Here is a 20,467-nt window from a genome sequence, read left to right on the forward strand (position 1 = left end):
CACAACCGACGAGCTCGCCGGAACCAGAAGACGGACGCCTTCCATGCCGATCGGTCACGTCCGCCTCCCCCCAAGAGTCCCGGATCGAAACTGTGTCTGAATAATCTCACACAGCGTGACCGCTTGACTACAGGAAGTCGAACATAATCTCGATCCATTCGCCGCCGGGAATATCCCGAAAAATCGCTGCCGACGGCGCACCTCTCACGAGCGCATCCACGTATCGGACAGAGTGAGGCCTACTCGTCGTCGTCCGGCGGCGGGTCGGGCTGCCGCCAGCCCGCAATGAGGAGCGGGATCGTGCAATGGGTCGCCACCAACGTCAGTGCCAGCGGCGCGAGCAGCGCGAGCGGGATCTCGATCGTCAGCGCACCTTCCTGGTAGCTCACCACGTTGGCCAGCACGAACAGCAGGCAGAGCACCAGCGTGGTCGCCCGGTGCGCCGATGAGTAGGCCTGACGCCGATAGGTCAGCTGGCGTTCGTCGAGGAAGCCCTCGGGCAGATACAACGCGCCCCGGGTCGCCGCGTGCAGCCACCGGGTGACCGGCAGCCCGATCAGTACGCCGACGAGGAACATCGACAGGTAGACGTTGCGTGCCAGGTCGCTCGGCGCATACTGGGCGATCACCACGAGCCCGGCCCAGAGCAGCACCAGCGCTCCCACGCCGACCAGCACCAGGCGGCGGCGCGCCGGCCGGGTCGCCCAGATCCGGCTCTCCGGCATGCTTTCCAGCCGGTCACGCCGCTCTTCCCACGTACTCATCACGACCCCAGCCTGGCGAACGGGTGGAGCGAGAAGACGACCTCCACCGGCACCTCGAAATATTCGGCGATCTTCAGCGCGAGGAAGAGCGACGGGCTGTACTCGCCGCGTTCCAGATAGCCCACCGTCTGGTAGTGCACGCCCAGCGCCGCGGCCAGGTCCTTGCGGGAGATCCCGCGCTCGGCCCTGAGCATCGGAATCCTGTTGTAGACGATTTCGTTCGACACCGGGAGTCCTCACGTCCGGATGGCCCTGCGCAGCAGCCGGGGTGCCAGCACCATACCGGCGACCGCCCAGGCGCCCATCACCGCAGCGGCAGTGCCCAGCTGCCACACCCCGCCCGGCTCGGCCGCCGCGGAGGGGAGGAACGCCGCCCGCAGCCCGTGGCCCTGCCAGTAGAGGGGGAAGACCTGGGCGAACCACCGCACCGGCTCCGGCATCATCGTCATCGGCACCATCACCCCCGAGGCGATCATCAGCAGCATCGTTGGCAGGCTCACCACCGCCGCCGCGGTCTTCGCGCTGGGCAGCAGCGCTCCGATCATCGCGCCCACCGGTACGACCGCGAGCGTGCCGAGGAGCAGCACCCAGGTCAGCGTGGCCCAGCCGTACAGGCTGGAGGGCAGGGCGAGGCCGCCGGCCAGGTTTCCGATCGCCAGGATGAGCACCGAATTGAGGGCGATGTGCGCGACCAGTGACGTCGCCCTTCCCGTGAGGTAGACCGGCAGGCCGCGCGGGAGCGTGCGCAGCCGCCGCAGCGCGCCCTCCTCCTGGTCGGCCGCGATGAGCATGGGCAGCGTCGTGATGCCCGCGGAGAACACGGTGAAGGCGATGAACCCCACCGTGATGAATGCGGTCATCCCGATGCCGCCGCCCGCCGGGTTGCCCCCGATCCACAGGATGAGCATCAGGTAGATGACCAGGCCGGCGACGTTGGCGCCGAGCTCCTTGCCGTCGCGCAGGATGGACCCCTGTTCGATCAGGCCCCGCCTGATCCCCAACGCCAACGTGTTCACGCCGCACTCCTTTCGACCAGGTTGAGGTAGCTCTCCTCGAGGGTCGGCCGCCGGATCTCGAGGTCCGGGACCGGCCCGTCGTACTTCTGGTGCAGCTTCCAGGCCAGCTCCGACGGGTCGTCGGTCTGCTCGGCCCCGTCGCGCCAGCGCACCAGGCACGGCGCCTGTACGGCTGCCGCCAGCTCACGCGACGTGCCGAACACCTCGATCCGGCCCCGCACGAGCACGGCGACCCGGTCGGCCAGCCGTTCCGCCTCGGCCAGGTCGTGCGTGGTGAGCAGGATCGTCATGTCCAGCGTTTCGACGAGCTCGTGGAACTCCTTGCGTGCCTCGGGGTCGAAGCCGGTGGTGGGCTCGTCGAGGAACAGCACCTCCGGACGGCCGACCATGCCGAGTGCGACGTCGAGCCTGCGCCGCTGCCCACCCGACAGGTCGCGCACCCGCGAGTTCGCACGGCCGCCCAGGCCCAGCGCCTCCAGGAGTTCGCCGGTTTCCCAGGGGTCGGGGTAGTGGGCGGCGACGTGGGCGAGCAGCGTGCCGACCTGCCAGCGCGGGTGGTCGTGGCAGTTCTGCAGCACCGTGCCGAGCCTGGCCCGCCATGCGTCGCCGCCGCGCGCGGGGTCTTCGTCCAGCACCCGCACCTCGCCGGCGGTGCGCCGCCGCAGGCCCTGAAGGATCTCGATCGTGGTCGTCTTCCCTGCGCCGTTCGGTCCGAGCAGCGCGACGGTCTCGCCGCGCCGCATGTCGAGGTCGACCCCGCGGAGCACCTGGCGCTCGCCGTACGACATCCGCAGGCCGCTGACGCTCATCACCGTATCCATGTGATGGAATGTAGTACACCTACTACATTCGAAACAAGGTGTATGACGAGGGCTGTGCGCGGTAATCCGGGCTCAAGAAGTCGCCAGGGAAATCGGCCTGTGGTCCGGCGGCCTGCTGTGGATGTCCGACCCCGACGACCTGTGCATGATCTCCGGGTACGCGTACTCGGAGGCGTATCCCCCGTCGACAATGTGGCCGTAGCACAACCAGCTCTGTTCGTACGGGGGACAGCAGGTGGACCTCGTGCCCGGGTTCGTCAATCCCGTCCTGTATCTCGCCATCGCGCTGGCGCTGGCCGGCGTGGCCGGCCTGATCGTCACCCAGCGCAGGAAGAGCTGGGGCATGCCGTTCCGCGCCGGCACGTGACGGCCCGGTCCCGCGGGGTTCGCGCGGGACCGTGAGGTTCGCTCAGACCGTCGAGCCGCCGTCGACCACCAGGTCGTGGCCGACGGTGAAGCCCGCCTCGTCCGACGCCAGCCACAGGACGGTGGCGGTGATCTCGTCGAGCGTGCCGACCCGCCCGATCGGAAGCTGCTCCTTCATGCGCGCGGCCCGGTCGGCTTCGGTCTCACCCGGCCGCATCGACATCGGCGTGTCATGCGGGCCGGGGCTGACCACGTTGATGCGGATGCCCTCGCGGATGTACTCCAGCGCCGCCGTACGGCTGAGCGCCGTGACCGCCGCCTTGGCCGCGCCGTACGCGCCAAGGCCGGGCACGCGCTTGTGCGCGCCGACCTGGGAGGCGAAGTTGACGATCACGCCCGCCCCGGTACGGCGCATCGCCGCGATCTCGTTCTTCATGGACAGGAAGACGCCGGTGACGTTGCCGTCGATCGTGCGCGCCCAGTCGTCGTCGGAGATGTCGGCGACCTTCGCCATGGTGAACACGCCGGCGTTGTTGACGGCGACGTCGAGCCTGCCGTGCCGTTCGAGGATCTCGGCGACCATCCGGGCGGCGTCGTCGGGCCGGGTGAGGTCGGCCGTGACGACGGTCGCCTGACCGCCTTCGGCCTCGACCAGCTTCACGGTCTCCTCCAGCGGTTCACGGCGCCGGCCCGCCACCGCGACGACGGCTCCCTCCCGGGCGAAACCCTGGGAGAGCGCCCGGCCGATGCCCGAGCCGCCGCCCGTGACCAAGACGACCTTGCCGGCGAATCGCATCATGTTATTTGACCGTCCATTCTAGATAGAGCCCAAAAAAACACGGTTCAGCCGAGGAGGGACAACGCCTGGGAGGCCGCGTCGCGCAGCCGGGCGGCGTCGGCGGAGCCCTTGCTCACCAGCCGGAGCCCCTGGAGGAACACGAGCAGGAAACGGGCCAGCGCGCGCGGATCCCGGTCGGCGGGCAGGTCGCCCTCGCCCGCCGCCCGGATGAGCGCCGAGGTCAGCGCCCCTTCCAGGGCGGCCCAGTTGGTGTCGATCAGGCGCGAGACCGCGGCGTCGGCCGGAAGCATCTCGGCCGCCGCGTTGACGATCATGCAGCCGCGCCGCCGGGAGTCGGCGATCGCGTCGGCCGCATAGAACTCGACCAGCGCCCGCACCGAGGTCAGCGCCGGCCCCGGTCGCGAGAGGATGTCGATCGGCGCCGGATTCCTGTTCTCCCGGTAACGCTCCAGCGCCTTCATGTAGAGGTCGTGCTTGTTGCCGAAGGTCGCGTACAGGCTGGCCCGGCCGATGTTCAGCCGTTCCACCAGGTCGGCCATCGAGGTCGCCTCATAGCCGCGCTCCCAGAACAGCTCCAGCGCGGCCTGCAGCGCGGCGTCCGGGTCGAACTCCTTCGTCCTCACGCGGACACCATATCAAGAACGATCGGTCTGGAAAGTTACTCCTTCACGCGGCCGGCCAGCCGTTCGTAGCGTTGCCGGGCGGCCTGGGCCGTGCCCAGCCCCAGGCCGAAGGCGATCTCCTGCCAGGTGAGGCCGCGCCCCCGTGCCATCAGCAGCAGAGAGTTCTCCAGCTGGTCCATCTCCGCGCGCGCCAGTGGAATGAGGGTCAGTGCGGCGGTGAGGTCGGCCCGGTCCACCTCCGGTTCGCCGTCGTCGTGCTGTGCCGAACCGGCGGCAAGGAAGGAGACGAGCCGGACGGCCTCGTGCGCGCCCAGCACGTGGGGGTGGACCTGGCGGTCGCGCTGGTCCCGCGTGGCCGCGTGCCGCTCGGCGATGCGGGCGAGTGAGGCGTACACGCGGTGCGCCCGCACCTCATCCGGATTCGGCGGAATGAAGGGATCTTCTGGCATGCCTCCAGAATGCGCGGTCCCACAGCCTGTTGTCAACGAAGTGTTTAAAACGTAGCGTTGAAAAATGCCCCCGATCATGTGCGGGCGTCGCGCATGATCGGGGGCGAAGGTGTCAGAAGAGGATTTCCCTGTCGTCGATGCCGAGGTCGGTGAACCCCCAGGAGGAGCTCTTCGTGAGCCTGCCCTTGGTGGTGCCCAGGTACAACATCAGGGCGTTGCGGTTGACGACGTAGAGGTCGCTCCGGCGGTCACCGTTGAGGTCGCCGATCGCGAAGTATTTCCAGTACTTGGAGAAGTTGTGGCCGAGCAGGGCACGCTTGGCGAAGCGGCCCTTGCCCAGGCCGGGGTACAGCCACAGGTCGCCCTTGGTGTCGCGGGCGATCAGGTCGTCCCTGCCGTCGAGGGTGAGGTCACCCGGGTCGAGGACGGCCGTCACGGAGGTCCACCCGTGGGCGATCCGCTGCCGCTTGCCGAAACTGCCCTTGCCGTTGCCCGGGTAGAGCCACAGGTTGCCGGACTTGTCCCGCCCGACGAGGTCGTTCTTCTTGTCGCCGGTCAGGTCGCCGACGGCGGCCACGGTGGCCATGCCGTTCCAGCCGTGGCCGAGCAGTTTGCGGCTTCCCAGGCGGCCGGCGCTGGTCTGGGGGTAGAGCCACAGGTCGCCCTTGGTGTCGCGGGCGATGATGTCCTCGCGCTTGTCGCCGGTGTAGTCCCCATGCCTGACCACAGCCGTCATGTGGCTGAGCGCGGTGCCGAGATCGGTCGGCTTGGTGCCGTCGCCGGGAAGCACCCACAGGCGCCCCCGGACCGAGCGCGCCAGCACCTGGCTCTGACCGTTCCCGAAGAACGAGCCGAACGGCTTCGGCGTTCCGGCCGGGTCATCCTCCGGCCGGATCCACTCGAGGTACTCCTTGCCGGATTGGCACTCGTGAAAAGTGGGGGCGAGGCGCAGAGAGCCGAAGTGGTGCCGCCATATGGAGGCACCACCCGTGGCGCTGTCACGCGCGAAGCCTGCCGCCCCCTCCGGATCGAGTCCCCACCTCGTGCGCTCGCCGTCAGTTGTGTAGTCCTTGCCGCCGAACAGGCAGGAATACGATTTCGTGCGGTTGGCGAAGGAGGACGCCTGCTTTCCGGCCGAGCCCAGGTCACGCTGGGACGTGCGGTACTTCCAGATCGTTCCCGCGCCGGAAAGGCCGCTGAATAGGCAGAAGTAGCCACGCGGGCATCTGTCGAATCCCGTGGGTGCCGCGCTGGCTGAACCCGTCATAGTCGCGCTCGCCGCGGTGACCAGGGCCGCGACGACGGAAGCGGCGCGGACGAGTCGTCCGCGCTTTGGAGAGTGAGACACGATCGTCCGTTCATCCCGTGCTCCGGCGACCTCGTGTCCACCGGAAAGGTCAATCTATGCCGGGATTTATGGAGAGATCATCCTGTTTATCGTCCCGACGAAAGATCGTCACCTTAATGACGATCTTCATCGGGCGAGCAGCGTGCCGAATGTCAGCTCGAAGAACGTGTCGAACGCGTCACGCGAGCGCTCGGCGCGGGCCATGACGATCGTGCCTTCCCAGGTGCTGAGGATGTAGCGCGCCGTTTGCTCTGGGTCGAGGCCGGCCCGTACGGCTCCCGCCCCCTGGGCCTCGGCGATCGTCGCCGCGATGGTCGCCGCCCACGTTGCGAAGGCTTCCTGTACGGCGTCGCGGATCGCGTCGCTGTGGTCGGCGATCTCGGCGGTGAAGTTGCCGATGAGGCACCCATGGGTGAACCCCTGCTCCACGACCTCGTCCCGGAGGAACTCGAAGTGGCTGCGCAGCCGGGTCAGGGGGTCGGTGCCGGGATCGGTGACCTCCTCCAGGCGACGGCCTTCGCCGTACATCTGCAGGGCCACGATGGCCAGGGCTTCCTTGCTTGCGAAGTGGTTGTAGAACGACCCCTTCGGCACGCCCGCGCGGTCGGTGATGTCCTTGACGCCGGCCGCGTTGTAGCCCCGCTCGTGGAACTGCGCTAATGCCGCGTCGACGATCTCCTTGCGCATGCTCGGTCTGGCCATGCCGCCTCCTTCCGGGTAAATATGTCCGGTCGTCTCACGTCCGTCAAGTTGATCAGTGCCACTTGACGGCGACTGAGACGACCGGTCATATTGAGTGACGTCAACGATGTACAGGAGATGACGATGTCCACCTACCGTGCTTTCCAGGTCACCGGCTCCCGCGGGTTCGTGCTTGTGGAGCGCGAGCTCCAGCCGCCATCCCCCGGCCATGTGCGCATCCGCGTCGAGGCGTGCGGCGTCTGCCACTCGGACACGCTCGCGGTCGAAGGGCTCCGCGCCGACCCGAGCCGGCCGGCCGTACCCGGCCACGAGATCGTCGGCGTGATCGACGCCGTCGGCGCGGGCGTCCGGAGCTGGCAGGTCGGCGAGCGGGTGGGCGTCGGCTTCCTCGGCGGCCACTGCGGAGAGTGCGAGCACTGCCGCCGGGGCGACTTCGTCAACTGCACCGACCAGCCGTACGTCGGCACAGACGTCGAAGGCGGTTACGCGGAGGTGGTGCACGCCAGAACCAGCGGGCTCGTCCGCATCCCCGAGAACCTCAGCTCCGTCGACGCGGCGCCGTTGTTGTGCGCCGGGCTCACGACGTTCATGGCGTTGCGCCAGGCCGACGCGCGCCCCGGAGCACTCGTCGCCGTCCAGGGCATCGGCGGTCTCGGCCACCTCGGGCTGCAGCACGCCGCGAAGCTCGGTTACCGCGTCGCCGCGATCGCCCGGGGAACGGAGAAGGCCGAGCTCGCCCGGAAGCTGGGCGCCGACCACTACATCGACAGCTCCAGCGAGGACCCGGCCGCGGCTCTCCGGGAGCTCGGCGGGGCCGCGGGCATCATCGCGACGGCGGCCAGCGGGGCCTCCATGAGCGGGCTGGTCGCCGGGCTCGCGCCCCGCGGGCGCATGGTGATCGTCGGAGTTGCCTCCGACCCCGTGTCCGTGAGCACCGTCGACATGACCTTCGGAACGCGCACGATCACCGGAAGCCTGACCGGCACGTCCATCGACAACGAGGACAACCTCGCCTTCAGCGAACGCCACGGCATCCGGCCGATGATCGAGACCATGCCGCTGGCCGACGCCCCCAAGGCGTACGAGCGCATGATCTCCGGTGACGCCAGGTTCCGGGTCGTCCTGACCGTCTGACCGGACAGGCGCGTTGCCGCAGGAAAAACGATCTGTTCCGCGGCGGGCGGCGCACGTATAGTCCAAAGCGAAGATCGCAGAACGCGACAGGTCCCCTCGCCCTGGAGGCGCCCAGTGGACGGCTTCTTCACCACCGCCTGGGCGGTGTGGGCTGGACTGTTCGCCGTCTCCTTCGCCGTACTCGAAGGGTGGGCGCTGCTCAACAAGCGCGACGGCGACACCTTGTCGGATCAGATCCGCGCGTGGCTCGGCATCTATCCCGTGAAGCACTGGCGCCTGGCCGGCGCGGGCGCCCTGCTCGGATTCCTGCTTTGGTTCGGATGGCACATCGTCTTCGAGTCACCCTGAACCAGGCGAAATGCCGTGTCTGATTGCCGCCAGCGTTGATTCGGCTGTCGAGATGACACTGGTCGGCATGTCCACAACACTTCCCGCGCACACGTCGATCGAGCCCGGCATCCTCTATTTCGGCACCCCCGTCGTGTTGATCTCCACGCTCAACGAGGACGGGACGCCCAACCTGGCGCCGATGTCGTCGGCCTTCTGGCTCGGCTGGCGGGCCATGCTCGGCCTCGGCGCCCGGTCGAAGACCGCCCAGAACATGCTCAGGACCGGCCAGTGCGTGCTGAACCTGCCGTCGGACGACCTCGCTCCGGCCGTCGACAGGCTGGCGCTGACAACCGGCGCCGATCCCGTGCCGCCGCGCAAGGTGGAACGCGGTTACCGGTTCGTCGGCGACAAGTTCGGCAGGGCCGGTCTCACCCCCGTCGCGTCGGAGACGGTGGACCCGCCACGGGTGGCGGAGTGCCCGGTCGTCATGGAGACGGTCGTCGAGGGAACGCATCCGCTGGCCGACGACGACCCGGCGCAACGTGGCGGGATCGTGGTCTTCGAGGTGCGGGTCCAGCGCGTCCACGTCCACGAGCAGGTCAGGATGGCAGGGACGAGCGACCGCATCGACCCCGACGCATGGCGGCCGCTGATCATGAGCTTTCAGAAGCTGTACGGCCTGGGCCCGCAGGTGCATCCCTCGACGCTCGCGCAGATCCCCGAGCGTCTCTACCGCGGACCCGACATCGAGCGCGCACGGCAGGTGAGCTGAGCCGGCCGCACAGTGCAGGTTGATCAGTGCAGGTTGATCAAGACGATGCCGAGCACGACGACGGCGCTCGCGGCGGCCCGGCTGGAGCCGAAACGTTCGCCCAGGAAGACGGCCCCGATCACGGCGCCGAAGACGATGCTCGTCTCCCTCAAAGCGGCGATCGGCGCGAGCGCGCCACGCGTCTGCGCCCACAACACGAGGCCGTAGGCCGCGAGAGAGGCCACACCGCCGGCGAGCCCGGTCACGAGCGACGGGCGCAGCTGCCCGGGCAGGGCGCGCCCCTTTTTGGCCAGGGCGATCAGAGGCAGCACCGGGCCTTGTAGCAGAAACAGCCAGGCCGCGTAGGTCAGGACAGGGGCGTGATGGACGCCGACCCCGTCGACGAGGGTGTAGCCCGCGATCGCGAGCCCGGTGCCGAACGCGGGCAGCAAGGCGATCGCCTGCGCGCGGCCGGGCCGGCCGCCGATGAAGACCAGGCCCATCAGCCCGAGGGAGATGACCACGACGCCGGCCAACTGGGTCAGGGGGAGTCTCTGGTCGAGCAGCGTGGCGCTCACCAGGGCCACGACCCAGGGGGAGGTGCCGCGCGCCAGCGGGTAGGCCTGGCTGAACTGCCCGAGCTGATAGCTGGCGAGCAAAAGGAGCTGGTAGGCCACTTCGAGGATCGCCGAGACGACGATGTACGGCCAGGCACTCCCAGGAGGAGGGCCGAAGGCCACGACTCCGACGGTGCCGACCGCGGTGTAGGCGATTCCGATGAGGGCGAAACCGTTCAGCCGGTCGGCGGACCCGTGCGCGATCGCGTTCCAGGCGGCGTGAAGCAGGGCGGAGCACAACACGACGACGACCACGGTGGTGCCGGCGCCCTGTGTGGACTGCGCCCCGTCGGCGAGCGGCGGGAAGAGGGCGTGCTGCAGGGCGGGGGCGGCCACCGGTGGGCTCCTCGGAGCTGTTGAGATGCGGGTCTTACGGACGCGGCGGCACACCGGCGTGGCGAGAGCCGTACACCGTGGTCGTGCCGGGAGGCGGGGAGCTCAGGCCGCGTGCCGGTGCCGGGCGAGCGCGGCGTGATGGTCGGTTCCCTCCGGTCCGTCCGGATCGGCGTGCACGGTCGCTCCGCGCAGCCGGGACAGCCGGTGAATGAGCCGGTGCTCCGTCTCCACGGCCACGGCGTGCGCGTCGACCAGGGAAAGTTCGTGGCCGACCATGATCTCCACCTCGGCGTGGAGGGCGTGCCCGATCCAGCGCAACCGTATCGAACCCACCCCAAGAACCCCGGGGGTGCTCGCGACGATGTGCTCCGCCTCGTCGATCAGGTCGGGGTCGACCGCGTCCATCAGCCTCCGGCCGATCTCGCGGGCGGCGTCGCGCAGCACGTACAGGATTGCGACGGTGATGAGCAGGCCGACGATCGGGTCCGCGATGGGGAAGCCGAGCGCGGAGCCCGCCGCGCCGAGCAACACGGCGAGAGACGTGAAGCCGTCGGCCCGGGCGTGCAGTCCGTCGGCCACGAGCGCGGCCGATCCGATCTCGCGGCCCACCTTGATGCGGTAGCGGGCGACCCACTCGTTGGCCAGGAAACCGACCATGGCCGCCACGGCCACCCAGCCCAGCGCCCGCACATCCTGGGGGTGAACCAGCCGGGTGATCGCCGCATATCCAGCCAGAGCCGCTGATATCGCGATGATGGCCACAATGAGGATTCCGGCGAGGTCCTCGGCCCTGCCGTACCCGTAGGTGAAGCGGCGGGTCGCGCGGCGGCGGCCCACGGAGAAGGCGATGGCCAGCGGGACGGCCGTCAGCGCGTCGGCGACGTTGTGCAGCGAGTCGCCGAGCAGGGCCACCGATCCCGACATCGCGACGATGACCGCCTGCACGGCGGCGGCCGCGACGAGCACGCCGAACGAGACGCCGAGCACACGCAGGCCACGGGAGCTCGACTCGAACGCCGAGTCGGTCCTGTCCGCGCTGTCGTGGCTGTGGGGCGTGAACGCGTGCCGGACGGCCGAGACCACCCGATTGCCATGCCCGTGTCCATGCCCGTCCCCGGGGGTGTGGAAGTGATCGGACATGGTTCCTCGCTTGCGTACGGCGGACCTGTCCGGCGAGTATATGTAGTCATGTACGCACGCGACAACGAATCAGGTGCCAATGCATCGCAGGAGCAACCGACCGCCGATCAGGTGAACGCGGCCGTGGACGCGTTTCGCATGCTCAGTGACGCGACCCGGCTGCGCTTGATGTGGTTGTTGTCGCACGGCGAATACGACGTGGGCTCGCTCGCCGAGACCATCGCCGTGGCCCGGCCGCTGGTCTCCCAGCACTTGGCCAAGCTCCGCCTCGCCGGGCTGGTCGACACCCGCAGGGACGGCCGCCGCGTCGTCTACCGGGCACGGGACGCCCACGTCAGAGCCCTCATCGGTGAGGCGCTCTTCCATGCCGACCACGAGGTCTCAGGAATCCCCCGCCACGACTGACCCCAACCCCCCTTGCCGTGATCATGCAGAAGTTCGGCCGTACCGCGTCCTACCTGCCCCAACCCGCGCCGTGATCATGCAGAAGTTCGCGCCAACGCCGTCCTACCTGCCCCTTCCCTGTGCGTGATCATGCAGAAGTTCGGCCGAACCCTGCCTGACCTGCGGTGACGAGGATCGTGATCATGCAGAAGTTCGGGCGAACCCTTCCTGGCCTGTGGCGCCATGGTTCGTGATCATGCACCGCGCCGTACGGCACCGAGTTTCTGCATGATCACGCAACATGTTGGCGCAGCTCAGGACGCATCTCGGCGAACTTCTGCATGATCACGACTTGCGTTTCGGCAGGTCAGCGACCTCTTTACCGAACTTCTGCATGATCACGCGCGAGGGGTGCATTGGGGATGGGTAGCCCCTTCGGGGGACTTACCCGGCCAAAGGGGGCTGACTATGAAACGGGTCGTCATCGGCGCGGTGAGCCTGGCGGGTACGGCGGCGGCGATCGCCCGCTGGCTGGCCACACGCCATCGTGGGACGGCGCCGATGAAGGACCCGAAGGCACAACGCCGCTGGCTGGCCGTCACGATCAACTGCCTGCCGGAGGACGTGGCGCCCGAGGGCCGGCTGCCCGAGCCTCTCGCCGGCCTCGACGCCGAGGTGCGGATCGCGAAGGCGCCCGGCGACCGCGGCACCGAGCTCTACGCGCGTCCCCGTACCCCTCTGCCGATCGGCCCGTCCGCCATCATGGCCAAGCTTCGCGGCGACGATCCACGTGACATGGTCATGTCGGCCCTGCGGCAGGTGAAGTCCCTCATCGAGACAGGTGAGGTGCTGCAGCCCGACATGCCGTCCGGCGCCATGCGTCCCGCAGTGCCCGGGAGCACGCGGGGCAAGGTCGTCGACATGGCGGCGGTGCGCGCCGCAGGGGAGAGGCGGCTGTGAAGGCGGTCTGCTGGCAGGGCGTCAACGAGCTGACGGTCGAGCGCGTGCCCGACCCCGAGATCCAGAACGACCAGGACGCGATCGTCAAGGTGGTGGCCACCACCACCTGCGGGTCCGACCTGCACCTGCTGAGCGGCCACATCCCCGAGATGCACGCGGGCGACGTCATCGGCCACGAGTTCCTCGGCGAGATCGTCGAGGTCGGGTCCGGTGTGCGGCGGCACAGGCCGGGAGACCGTGTCGTCGTCTGCTCGGTCATCGGGTGCGGGCGCTGCTGGTCCTGCAGGCATGACCTGTGGTCCCTGTGTGAGAACAGCAATCCCAAGCCCGGCTTCACCGACATGGCGTGGGGCGGCTCCACCGCGGGCATCTTCGGCTACTCCCACGCGATGGGCGGCTTCCGGGGAAGCCACGCGGAGTTCGTCCGGGTGCCCTTCGCCGACCAGGGCACGTTCACGGTGCCCGACGGCGTCGAGGACACCAGTGCGCTGTTCACCTCCGACGCCGCCCCCACCGGGTGGATGGGCGCCGACCTCGGTGGAGTGAAGCCCGGAGACGTGGTCGCCGTCTGGGGGTGCGGCGCGGTCGGCCAGATGGCGGCGCGCGCCGCGATGCTGCTCGGCGCGGAACAGGTGATCTCGATCGACAGGTTTCCCGAACGCCTGGCGATGACGGCACGGCACGTCGGCTCCGAGGTCATCGACTACACCACCACCGACGTGCCCGCCGAGCTGCGGGAGCGAACCGGCGGCAGGGGGCCGGACGTCTGCATCGAGGCCGTCGGCATGGAGGCCCACAGCGTGGGTCCCGAGCAGGTGTACGAGCAGGCCAAACATCAGCTGGGCATCGGGCTCGACCGCCCCTTCGCCGTGCGCGAGGCCGTCCACGCCTGCCGTACGGGAGGGTCGGTCTTCATCCTGGGCGTCTTCGCCGGAATGGTGGACCGCTTCCCCCTCGGGGCCATGATGAACAAGGGTCTGACGGTTCGCGGGGCACAGCAGAACGGGCATCGGTACATCCCGATGTTGCTGGACCGGGTCGCCAAGGGAGAGCTGGTGACCTCACACCTGGCCACGCACATGATGTCGCTCGACGACGCACCGAGGGGCTACGACATGTTCAAGACCAAGAAGGACGGCTGCGTGCGCGCGGTCTTCCGCCCCGACATCTAGCCGAGCGCGCGCAGCATGATCAGCGCAGGTCTTCTGCGGTTGATTGTTATCGTGGCGTTATACCGGCCCCGCAGGTGAGGGAGCGGTGGGATGTCAGTTGCCTGGGAGATCAAGAAGCGGCTCTACGCCGCGTTCAACGACCATGACATGCCTCGAGTCGTCGAGTGCTACAGCCCCGATGGCATCCTCGTCTCGCCCGAAGGCATCGCGGAGGGGCGTGAGCAGATCGCGACCTTCTACGAACACCTGATCGTCGGCTTCTCCGACGTGAAGATCACGCCGTGGTACGAGGTCGACTGCGACGATCCAGCGGTCAGCGAATGGATGCTCACCGGCACCCATACCGGGCCGTTTCTTCTCCCGTGCGGCCGCTATGCGGAAGGGAGCGGCAATCACATCGCCGTTCGCGGCTGCTGTGCGGCGCGTGTCGACAACGGGAAGATCACGTCCCACCAGCATTATTACGATCAGTTGGAGCTGTACAGCCAGCTCGGCTTCGCCTTGGCCTGCGCGCCGGCCACCTGACTCTTCCCCGTACGGCGGACGTCTCCACGGCCGTCCCCGCCGGGCGATCCGCCGTACGGCAGGCCTCCGTGCCACCCGCCGTACGGCCGGGCCGCCTGAGAGCGCCTCGGTCGACGCGTGAATGAGTCGATCTTGCCGGTGGTCAGAGGGAGTACGGGCCGAAACGCCCCCAGGCCACCAGGACGACCAGCACCAGCAGCACGAGGTTGACCACGACCAATTGAGACTCTTTGCGGCGGCCGTGGGTGATGGCGGCACCCACCATGACCAGGGCCAGCCCGAGCGCGGCCAGCGGAACCAGCACCGGCGCGATGCCGGTGACGCCCGGCAGGATCAGGCCGAGCGCGCCCAGGATCTCCACGGCGCCGATGCCCTTGATCGCGCCGGCGGAGAAGTCGTCCGTCCATCCCATGCCGGACGCGGCGAGCTTGTCCTTGGGCTTGATGAGCTTCATCAGCCCGCTGCCCAGGAAGGCGAGGGCGAGCAGGCCGGCGAGGGCCCAAAGTGCGACGTTCATCGACTATCCGTTCTGTAAATGACTTGAAGCTTCAACCGCAATCTAGGCAGTGACGACTTGAAGCGTCAAGTCATACAGAAGCCGTGATCACTTGATGGATCAAGTTAGGGTGAGACCATGGACGCACCGCGATGGCTGACCGAAGAGGAGCAGGAGGCCTGGATGGCGCTGGTCAGCGTGCTGGTCAGGCTGCCGGCGGCCCTGGACCGGCAGCTGCAACGCGATGCCGGCATCAGCCACTTCGAGTATCAGGTGCTGGCGATGCTGTCCACGAGCCCCGAGCGCACCATGCGCATGAGTGATCTGGCGGAGACCGCCGACGGGTCGCTGTCGCGCCTGTCGCACGTGGTGAGCCGACTGGAGAAGCGGGGCTGGATCCGCCGCAGCCCCGACCCGGCCGACGGCCGCTACACCCTGGCGACCCTCACCGAGGGCGGCTGGGACAAGGTCGTCGCCAGTGCCCCCGGCCACGTGGAAGCGGTTCGCGACTTCGTGATCGACCCGCTCACCAAACCGCAGGTGCGTCAGCTGCGCGACATCGGGCGCCGCATTCTGAACACCGTGGATCCCGACGGTTCCTGTCCCGGCTCGCCGGCGGGACGATGATCTGGGCGCGCCCACGCGCGTTACGTGGGAATGCCCACAGGCCGTCGCCGGAGTGTTCGGGGAAGTGAGGCCGCAGGGTTCGCCCGCCGCCTTCGCGGAGGAAGACGGCGGGCTTGCGGGGTTCAGCGAACGGCTGGGGCGGCCAGTCGCTCTGCCTCTTCATGAAGGGCTTCGACGAGGAGCAGTTCAAGCCGGAGCTCCTGGTCGACGAGCCCGTCGAGGACGTCCATATCCGGGCCTCCTTGACTAAATAGACGCCTCGGAAGTCACAGCGGTTCACCGGATAAAGGGTTGGATTTCAGTTATCGCGGTAATTTGTGATCTTTGAGTGCCGGGAATCGATCGCATCAAAGCAGTTCAACGGCCTCGCTCGCCGTCGAAAATGGCGCACACGGCATTCCGTCTCCGCCGCGCGCGACGCATTCACTTTGTGTTCAATTCACAACACTCACGGTCAAGCCGGAATGAGCTGAACCTGTGAGACTTCACGTGGACTGCTGTCGCCGGGGAAACAGGGCTATGCTGGAGGACTCGTGTCTATTTTGCAGCTCACTCAACAGATAACCCGTAGGGAGAATATCAAAGAGATGGAGCTTCGTCAATCTATGGCGCGCGCCGAGGCGCTCATCGAAGAGCAGGCGTACATATCCCTGCTGTACGAACGGCTGGACATCGCCCGCACTCGCACGGAGGAGGCACTGCGCGTCGTCCTCGCCCGGGGCGGAACGGGCACCCGGCAGGCCGTCGTCGAGCGTGAGGTGTCGGCCTACGAGCACACGCGACGCCTGACGCAGCTCTCCGCGGTCGAACGCGGGTTGTGCTTCGGCCGAATCGACGACACCGGCGGCGACACGCTCTACATCGGCAGGATCGGCCTGCGCGACGACGACCACGAGTCGCAGCTCGTCGACTGGCGCGCTCCCGCCGCCCGTTCCTTCTACGTCGCAACGCCCGCCGACCCTGGCACGCTCGTACGGCGACGCCACCTCCATCTGCGTGGCCGTACGGTCGTCGACCTCGACGACGAGGTCTTCGACCTGGACGGGCTGAGTGAGCCCGACCGCAGGACCCTCGTCGGCGAGGCGGCCCTCATGGCGGCGCTGCGGCGCGGGCGCACCGGCCGGATGGGCGAGGTCGTGGCCACGATCCAGACCGAGCAGGACCGGGTCATCAGGTCGGGCCTGGCCGGCGTCCTGGTCGTGCAGGGCGGCCCCGGAACGGGCAAGACGGTGGCCGCGCTGCATCGTGCGGCCTACCTGCTCTACGCCCACCGCTCCACGCTCGAGCGGCGCGGCGTCCTCGTCATCGGACCCAACGCCGTCTTCTCCCGTTACATCAGCCAGGTCCTGCCGTCCCTCGGGGAGACCGAGGTGGTGCTGTCCAGCGTCGGCGAGCTGCATCGAGGGGTGCACGCCGTGGCCGAGGACGAGCCGCGGGCCGCGGTCGTGAAGGGCGATCTGCGGATGGCGGACGTCGTCGGAAAGGCCGTGCGCGACCGTCAGCGTGTGCCGTCCGGGGACCTCGAGGTCGCCGTTCCGGTGCGCACGTCGCTGCGTGACGGCGTGGAGGTCGTGGTCGACGAGATGATCGTGCGTATGCCCCACGCTGAGGTGGTGCGCGCCCGCGACCACGCGCGGTCGCTGCTCAAACCGCACAACCTCGCCCGAGCCGCCTTCGTCAACCGGGTGCTCGCCGCGCTCGCCCGCGACGAGGCCGCGCAGCTCGACCGGCCGTCGGACGGCGACGACCTGCGTCACGCGGCGGCCAACCTGTGGCACCACCGCACCGTGCGGAACGCGCTCGACCGGTTGTGGCCCGAACTCACGCCCGAACGGCTGGTCGGGGAGCTCCTCTCCGACGAGGAGCGGCTGCGATCGGCGGCCGGGCCGTACCTCTCGGAGATCGAGCGCGCCGCGCTGCTGCGCGCCCCGGACGCGCCGTGGACGGTCGGGGACGTGCCGTTGCTCGACGAGGCCGCCGAACTGCTCGGCGAGGTCGACAAGGGGGCCGCGGCCAGGCGGAGGCGCGCCGAGGAGGACCGGATGGAAGAGGAGATCTACGCCAGGGAGGTCCTCACGGTCAACGAGCTGACCGAGGTGATGGAGGCATCGGACGTGGCCGATCGCAACCGTGACAGCGGTCAGGAGACGACGACGGCCGACCGGGCCGCCCGCGACCGGAACTGGGCGTACGGCCACGTCATCGTGGACGAGGCGCAGGAGCTGTCGGCGATGGCCTGGCGGACCGTAATGCGCCGGGTGCCGACCCGCTCGCTGACCCTCGTGGGAGACATCGCCCAGACGGGGTCGCCCGCAGGCGCCCGGTCGTGGGGCGAGATGCTCGACCGCTACGTGGAAGGCCGCTGGCGCGAGGAGCGGTTGCTCGTCAACTACCGCACCCCTGCGGAGATCATGGACGTGGCCTCCGACGTGCTGAAGGAGGTCGCCCCGGGCCAGGAGCCGCCCGAGTCCGTCCGGTACGGCGAGGCCCCGCCGCGCGCCTTCTCTGCGCAGAGCATCGATCTGCGCCACCTGGTCGACTCCGAGCTCGGTCACATCGGGGAGGGCCGCCTCGGGGTCGTGACGCCCGACGCCCGCCACGCGGAGATCGCCGCGCTCTTTCCCCCTGCCGACGACCCGCTTGACGCCACGGTGGCCGTGCTCACCGTCTCTCGCTGCAAGGGCCTGGAGTTCGACGCGGTCGTGGTCGTCGACCCCGGGGGCATCATGGCCCAGTCGCCCAACGGGGGCCAGGACCTCTACGTCGCCATCACCCGGGCCACCCGGCGACTCAGCGTGGTCTACGAGGGGAGTCTGCCGCAGGAGCTCAGGAGGCTCGAGCCCGGGCTCGGCTGAGGGCCGGGTCGCGCGCGACGGCCGAAACCAGCGCCGGGCCGTACCTGGCTGCCGGGCTGTGAACGAGGGTACGGCCGGCACCCGGTGCCGGCCGTACCCTCGTCGGACGCGCTCAGGACGTCTTGCCGGAGATGTCGTCGCTCTTCTTGCTCGCCTTGCCGGCGGTCTCCTCGGCCCTGTCCTCGGCCCACCTGGTGGCGTCGGAGACGCCTTCGCCCATGGTGTCCTTCATGGTGTCCGACCAGCGCCGCGAGTTGCTGCGGTACATCATGACGCCGACCGCGCCGATCGCGACACCCGTGAGCAGCGCGAGCACCGGCCAGCGCCGGGCTCGTCTCCTGGGCGTCACGTCGACCCGCCGGGACATTTCGGCGAGGAACGCGCTCACCATCGGCGCGATCTGGTCCTCAACCGAGTGCGCGGCCGAGTCGAGCTTGGGCGCCGCCCATATCCGAGCATCCTCGAACCGATGCGAGGCGACGTCACGGGCCGTCTCCGCCATGGGGCTCATTCTGCGGCCGGCCCTCCTGGCCTGCCCCTTCATCAGCCCGATCCACGCCTGCGGCACCATCACCTCGGCGGGGTTCCTTCTCTTCATTGTCAGGGACACAATCAACCTCCCCTGTCGACGGGGCCCTGTGACGACCCCCTTCCCGGGGGATTGCGGCTCAATCCTGGGCAGGCGCAGCGGGCACCCTGGATACCCTGTTCAACGGACAACTAACACCTGCACATAAAGGGGGCGGCCTTCATGGCTGAAAACCTCATCGCAAATCTGCGCACCAACCGCGGCACCATCCGGGTCAAGCTGTTCCCGAACCAGGCGCCCAAGACCGTGCGCAACTTCGTCGAACTCGCCGAGGGAACCCGCGAGTGGACCCACCCGGAGACGGGCGCCAAGACCACCGACAAGCTGTACGACGGGACGATCTTCCACCGGGTCATTAGCGGCTTCATGATCCAGGGCGGCGACCCGCTCGGCCAGGGCATCGGCGGCCCCGGCTACAGCTTCGACGACGAGATCCACGTCGACAACCAGTTCAACCGGCCCTACCTCCTGGCCATGGCCAACGCCGGCAAGCGGTTCGGCAAGGGCACCAACGGCTCCCAGTTCTTCATCACGGTGGGCCCAACCCCGCACCTCAACCAGGGTCACACGATCTTCGGCGAGGTCGTCGAGGGCTCCGAGGTCGTGGACGCGATCGCCAAGACCGAGACCGACGGCCGTGACCGGCCGCTCGACGACGTGGTGCTCGAAGAGGTCACCATCGAGCGCTCCTGAGCTCGCGCGGCGCCGTAACGGCGCCAGGAGCGTTTCGTGCGCATAGGCTGGGAGTCTGTGGACCTGCGCTTTTCCGGAAGGACTCCATGACCTCCCAGCCCCCGCCGCCCACACCTCAACCTCCGATCCAGCCGGGGCCTGAAGCCGTGCCCACCTGCTTCCGCCACCCCGACCGCGAGACGTACGTGCGCTGCCAGCGCTGCGACCGTTCGATCTGCCCGGACTGCATGCACGTGGCGTCCGTGGGCCATCAGTGCGTCGAGTGCGTCCGCGAGGGCAGCCGGTCCGTACGGCAGGCCAAGGCCCCGTTCGGGGGCGGCGCAGTGATCCAGCCGAGGGTCACCTGGGCGCTGCTCATCATCAACGTCCTGGTCTTCGGCCTGCAGTATCTGATGCCCGGCCGGTTCGAGAACGAGTTCGCGGTATCAGCCCCGTACATCTACTTCGGCGAGTGGTGGCGCCTGATCACCGGGGCGTTTCTCCACTCGGGCACGTTCCACATCCTGTTCAACATGTGGGCGTTGTACGCGGTCGGTCCGGAGATCGAGCGGCGGCTCGGGTCTCTGCGGTTCGGCGCCCTCTACCTGCTGTCGGCGCTCGGCGGCTCGGTGGCGATCTACCTGTTCGGGACGGCGGCGGTGGGCGCGTCGGGGGCGATCTACGGCCTTTTCGGCGCCCTGTTCGTGCTCGCCAAGCGGCTGGGATACGACGTGCGAGGCGTGCTCTGGCTGATCGGCATCAACGTCTTCATCACGTTCGTACTGCCGGGCATCAGCTGGCAGGGACACCTGGGTGGTCTGGTGACCGGGACGCTGGTCGCCGCGGCTTTCGCGTACGCCCCGGCCAAGAACCGGACGGCCATCCAGTTCGCGGCGGCGGCCGCCGTCCTCGTCGTGCTCGTCCTGCTGGTGATGCAGTTGCCGCCGCTCGCGATCTCCGGTGCCTGACGTCCGTGCTGCCCACAGGCTGT

Annotated in this window: 26 protein-coding genes; 13 read left to right on the plus strand and 13 right to left on the minus strand. The window is 68.6% G+C overall.

Features of this window, described 5'->3' with window-relative positions:
* Positions 1–239: 239 nt before the first annotated feature.
* From Pth03_RS22355 to Pth03_RS22370, 4 genes are read right to left on the minus strand one after another with little or no spacing between them, the layout of a single operon-like run.
* The gene (locus Pth03_RS22355) at positions 240–764 is read right to left on the minus strand and encodes a hypothetical protein (protein ID WP_203946308.1); all 525 of its coding nucleotides are present in this window, start codon (positions 762–764) and stop codon (positions 240–242) included.
* Positions 764–958, minus strand: a complete 195-nt coding sequence (locus Pth03_RS22360) for a helix-turn-helix transcriptional regulator (RefSeq protein WP_203946469.1) — start codon at positions 956–958, stop codon at positions 764–766. Before Pth03_RS22360 ends, Pth03_RS22355 begins: the two co-directional genes overlap by 1 nt.
* A 42-nt stretch (positions 959–1,000) precedes the next feature.
* On the minus strand, positions 1,001–1,780 hold the full coding sequence (locus Pth03_RS22365) for an ABC transporter permease (protein ID WP_203946309.1): 780 nt from the start codon (positions 1,778–1,780) through the stop codon (positions 1,001–1,003).
* Positions 1,777–2,601: an ABC transporter ATP-binding protein gene (locus Pth03_RS22370; protein ID WP_203946310.1), complete on the minus strand. Its 825-nt coding sequence runs from the start codon at positions 2,599–2,601 to the stop codon at positions 1,777–1,779. Before Pth03_RS22370 ends, Pth03_RS22365 begins: the two co-directional genes overlap by 4 nt.
* A gap of 235 nt (positions 2,602–2,836) precedes the next feature.
* On the opposite strand from Pth03_RS22370, the gene Pth03_RS42190 reads away from it, so the two are divergent.
* Positions 2,837–2,968, plus strand: a complete 132-nt coding sequence (locus tag Pth03_RS42190; protein ID WP_275413168.1) for a hypothetical protein — start codon at positions 2,837–2,839, stop codon at positions 2,966–2,968.
* Positions 2,969–3,010: 42 nt separating this feature from the next.
* On the opposite strand, the gene Pth03_RS22375 is transcribed toward Pth03_RS42190, so the two are convergent.
* The 5 genes from Pth03_RS22375 to Pth03_RS22395 all read right to left on the minus strand — a co-directional run bounded on the left by Pth03_RS22375 (position 3,011) and on the right by Pth03_RS22395 (position 6,888).
* A complete protein-coding gene (locus Pth03_RS22375) occupies positions 3,011–3,766 on the minus strand; it encodes an SDR family NAD(P)-dependent oxidoreductase (RefSeq protein ID WP_308442368.1) in 756 nt (251 codons plus the stop codon).
* A 44-nt stretch (positions 3,767–3,810) separates the two neighbouring features.
* The gene (locus Pth03_RS22380; RefSeq protein ID WP_203946311.1) at positions 3,811–4,389 is read right to left on the minus strand and encodes a TetR/AcrR family transcriptional regulator; all 579 of its coding nucleotides are present in this window, start codon (positions 4,387–4,389) and stop codon (positions 3,811–3,813) included.
* Between the two features lie 35 nt (positions 4,390–4,424).
* A complete protein-coding gene (locus Pth03_RS22385; protein WP_203946312.1) occupies positions 4,425–4,838 on the minus strand; it encodes a DNA-binding protein in 414 nt (137 codons plus the stop codon).
* 112 nt (positions 4,839–4,950) lie between these two features.
* Positions 4,951–6,105, minus strand: coding sequence for an FG-GAP-like repeat-containing protein (locus tag Pth03_RS22390; RefSeq protein WP_203946313.1), 1,155 nt, complete (start codon positions 6,103–6,105; stop codon positions 4,951–4,953).
* A gap of 207 nt (positions 6,106–6,312) precedes the next feature.
* Positions 6,313–6,888 carry a TetR/AcrR family transcriptional regulator gene (locus tag Pth03_RS22395; RefSeq protein ID WP_203946314.1) on the minus strand — a complete coding sequence of 192 codons (576 nt, stop codon included), beginning with the start codon at positions 6,886–6,888 and terminating at the stop codon, positions 6,313–6,315.
* A 123-nt stretch (positions 6,889–7,011) separates the two neighbouring features.
* On the opposite strand from Pth03_RS22395, the gene Pth03_RS22400 reads away from it, so the two are divergent.
* From Pth03_RS22400 to Pth03_RS22410, 3 genes are all read left to right on the plus strand, one after another.
* Complete coding sequence (locus tag Pth03_RS22400) at positions 7,012–8,022, plus strand: alcohol dehydrogenase catalytic domain-containing protein (RefSeq protein WP_203946315.1); 1,011 nt, start codon at positions 7,012–7,014, stop codon at positions 8,020–8,022.
* Positions 8,023–8,136: 114 nt separating this feature from the next.
* Positions 8,137–8,370, plus strand: a complete 234-nt coding sequence (locus Pth03_RS22405; RefSeq protein WP_203946316.1) for a hypothetical protein — start codon at positions 8,137–8,139, stop codon at positions 8,368–8,370.
* A gap of 67 nt (positions 8,371–8,437) precedes the next feature.
* Positions 8,438–9,124 (plus strand): flavin reductase family protein, encoded by a 687-nt coding sequence (locus Pth03_RS22410; protein WP_239119269.1) that lies wholly within the window; start codon positions 8,438–8,440, stop codon positions 9,122–9,124.
* 23 nt (positions 9,125–9,147) lie between these two features.
* Here the strand turns inward: Pth03_RS22410 and Pth03_RS22415 are convergent, their stop codons facing one another.
* Entirely contained in the window at positions 9,148–9,963 is an 816-nt protein-coding gene (locus tag Pth03_RS22415; protein WP_203946471.1) for a DMT family transporter, read from the minus strand.
* Between the two features lie 195 nt (positions 9,964–10,158).
* The gene (locus tag Pth03_RS22420) at positions 10,159–11,196 is read right to left on the minus strand and encodes a cation diffusion facilitator family transporter (RefSeq protein WP_203946318.1); all 1,038 of its coding nucleotides are present in this window, start codon (positions 11,194–11,196) and stop codon (positions 10,159–10,161) included.
* A 123-nt stretch (positions 11,197–11,319) separates the two neighbouring features.
* Between Pth03_RS22420 and Pth03_RS22425 the strand changes: the two genes are divergently transcribed.
* From Pth03_RS22425 to Pth03_RS22440, 4 genes are all read left to right on the plus strand, one after another.
* Positions 11,320–11,601 carry an ArsR/SmtB family transcription factor gene (locus tag Pth03_RS22425; RefSeq protein ID WP_239119270.1) on the plus strand — a complete coding sequence of 94 codons (282 nt, stop codon included), beginning with the start codon at positions 11,320–11,322 and terminating at the stop codon, positions 11,599–11,601.
* A 447-nt stretch (positions 11,602–12,048) separates the two neighbouring features.
* Positions 12,049–12,540: a hypothetical protein gene (locus Pth03_RS22430; RefSeq protein WP_203946320.1), complete on the plus strand. Its 492-nt coding sequence runs from the start codon at positions 12,049–12,051 to the stop codon at positions 12,538–12,540.
* The gene (locus Pth03_RS22435) at positions 12,537–13,712 is read left to right on the plus strand and encodes a zinc-dependent alcohol dehydrogenase (protein WP_203946321.1); all 1,176 of its coding nucleotides are present in this window, start codon (positions 12,537–12,539) and stop codon (positions 13,710–13,712) included. The genes Pth03_RS22430 and Pth03_RS22435 overlap by 4 nt, the downstream gene beginning before the upstream one ends.
* 90 nt (positions 13,713–13,802) lie before the next feature.
* Positions 13,803–14,237, plus strand: a complete 435-nt coding sequence (locus Pth03_RS22440) for an ester cyclase (RefSeq protein WP_203946322.1) — start codon at positions 13,803–13,805, stop codon at positions 14,235–14,237.
* A gap of 142 nt (positions 14,238–14,379) precedes the next feature.
* Here Pth03_RS22440 and Pth03_RS22445 read toward each other — a convergent pair whose 3' ends face one another.
* Positions 14,380–14,754 (minus strand): DoxX family protein, encoded by a 375-nt coding sequence (locus Pth03_RS22445; protein WP_203946323.1) that lies wholly within the window; start codon positions 14,752–14,754, stop codon positions 14,380–14,382.
* 117 nt (positions 14,755–14,871) lie between these two features.
* On the opposite strand from Pth03_RS22445, the gene Pth03_RS22450 reads away from it, so the two are divergent.
* The 3 genes from Pth03_RS22450 to Pth03_RS22460 all read left to right on the plus strand — a co-directional run bounded on the left by Pth03_RS22450 (position 14,872) and on the right by Pth03_RS22460 (position 18,215).
* Positions 14,872–15,360 (plus strand): MarR family winged helix-turn-helix transcriptional regulator, encoded by a 489-nt coding sequence (locus tag Pth03_RS22450; protein ID WP_203946324.1) that lies wholly within the window; start codon positions 14,872–14,874, stop codon positions 15,358–15,360.
* Positions 15,361–15,473: 113 nt separating this feature from the next.
* Positions 15,474–15,614, plus strand: a complete 141-nt coding sequence (locus tag Pth03_RS22455; protein WP_203946325.1) for a hypothetical protein — start codon at positions 15,474–15,476, stop codon at positions 15,612–15,614.
* Between the two features lie 351 nt (positions 15,615–15,965).
* Positions 15,966–18,215, plus strand: a complete 2,250-nt coding sequence (locus Pth03_RS22460; protein ID WP_239119271.1) for a HelD family protein — start codon at positions 15,966–15,968, stop codon at positions 18,213–18,215.
* 112 nt (positions 18,216–18,327) lie between these two features.
* On the opposite strand, the gene Pth03_RS22465 is transcribed toward Pth03_RS22460, so the two are convergent.
* Complete coding sequence (locus tag Pth03_RS22465) at positions 18,328–18,813, minus strand: hypothetical protein (protein WP_203946327.1); 486 nt, start codon at positions 18,811–18,813, stop codon at positions 18,328–18,330.
* A gap of 153 nt (positions 18,814–18,966) precedes the next feature.
* Here Pth03_RS22465 and Pth03_RS22470 point away from each other — a divergent pair, with 153 nt between their 5' ends.
* Positions 18,967–19,497 (plus strand): peptidylprolyl isomerase, encoded by a 531-nt coding sequence (locus tag Pth03_RS22470; protein ID WP_203946328.1) that lies wholly within the window; start codon positions 18,967–18,969, stop codon positions 19,495–19,497.
* An 86-nt stretch (positions 19,498–19,583) separates the two neighbouring features.
* Complete coding sequence (locus tag Pth03_RS22475; protein WP_203946329.1) at positions 19,584–20,444, plus strand: rhomboid family intramembrane serine protease; 861 nt, start codon at positions 19,584–19,586, stop codon at positions 20,442–20,444.
* Positions 20,445–20,467 lie beyond the last annotated feature (23 nt).

Origin of the sequence: Planotetraspora thailandica (genome assembly GCF_016863335.1) — a bacterium.
Lineage (GTDB): Bacteria > Actinomycetota > Actinomycetes > Streptosporangiales > Streptosporangiaceae > Planotetraspora > Planotetraspora thailandica.

Coding starts and splice junctions, on each gene's coding strand:
- Pth03_RS22355 (WP_203946308.1), bottom strand. CDS start 764: ATGAGTACGTGGGAAGAGCGGCGTGACCGGCTGGAAAGCATGCCGGAG.
- Pth03_RS22360 (WP_203946469.1), bottom strand. CDS start 958: ATGCTCAGGGCCGAGCGCGGGATCTCCCGCAAGGACCTGGCCGCGGCG.
- Pth03_RS22370 (WP_203946310.1), bottom strand. CDS start 2,601: ATGGATACGGTGATGAGCGTCAGCGGCCTGCGGATGTCGTACGGCGAG.
- Pth03_RS22375 (WP_308442368.1), bottom strand. CDS start 3,766: ATGATGCGATTCGCCGGCAAGGTCGTCTTGGTCACGGGCGGCGGCTCG.
- Pth03_RS22385 (WP_203946312.1), bottom strand. CDS start 4,838: ATGCCAGAAGATCCCTTCATTCCGCCGAATCCGGATGAGGTGCGGGCG.
- Pth03_RS22390 (WP_203946313.1), bottom strand. CDS start 6,105: ATGACGGGTTCAGCCAGCGCGGCACCCACGGGATTCGACAGATGCCCG.
- Pth03_RS22395 (WP_203946314.1), bottom strand. CDS start 6,888: ATGGCCAGACCGAGCATGCGCAAGGAGATCGTCGACGCGGCATTAGCG.
- Pth03_RS22400 (WP_203946315.1), top strand. CDS start 7,012: ATGTCCACCTACCGTGCTTTCCAGGTCACCGGCTCCCGCGGGTTCGTG.
- Pth03_RS22410 (WP_239119269.1), top strand. CDS start 8,438: ATGTCCACAACACTTCCCGCGCACACGTCGATCGAGCCCGGCATCCTC.
- Pth03_RS22420 (WP_203946318.1), bottom strand. CDS start 11,196: ATGTCCGATCACTTCCACACCCCCGGGGACGGGCATGGACACGGGCAT.
- Pth03_RS22430 (WP_203946320.1), top strand. CDS start 12,049: ATGAAACGGGTCGTCATCGGCGCGGTGAGCCTGGCGGGTACGGCGGCG.
- Pth03_RS22440 (WP_203946322.1), top strand. CDS start 13,803: ATGTCAGTTGCCTGGGAGATCAAGAAGCGGCTCTACGCCGCGTTCAAC.
- Pth03_RS22445 (WP_203946323.1), bottom strand. CDS start 14,754: ATGAACGTCGCACTTTGGGCCCTCGCCGGCCTGCTCGCCCTCGCCTTC.
- Pth03_RS22450 (WP_203946324.1), top strand. CDS start 14,872: ATGGACGCACCGCGATGGCTGACCGAAGAGGAGCAGGAGGCCTGGATG.
- Pth03_RS22460 (WP_239119271.1), top strand. CDS start 15,966: ATGGCGCGCGCCGAGGCGCTCATCGAAGAGCAGGCGTACATATCCCTG.
- Pth03_RS22465 (WP_203946327.1), bottom strand. CDS start 18,813: ATGAAGAGAAGGAACCCCGCCGAGGTGATGGTGCCGCAGGCGTGGATC.
- Pth03_RS22470 (WP_203946328.1), top strand. CDS start 18,967: ATGGCTGAAAACCTCATCGCAAATCTGCGCACCAACCGCGGCACCATC.
- Pth03_RS22475 (WP_203946329.1), top strand. CDS start 19,584: ATGACCTCCCAGCCCCCGCCGCCCACACCTCAACCTCCGATCCAGCCG.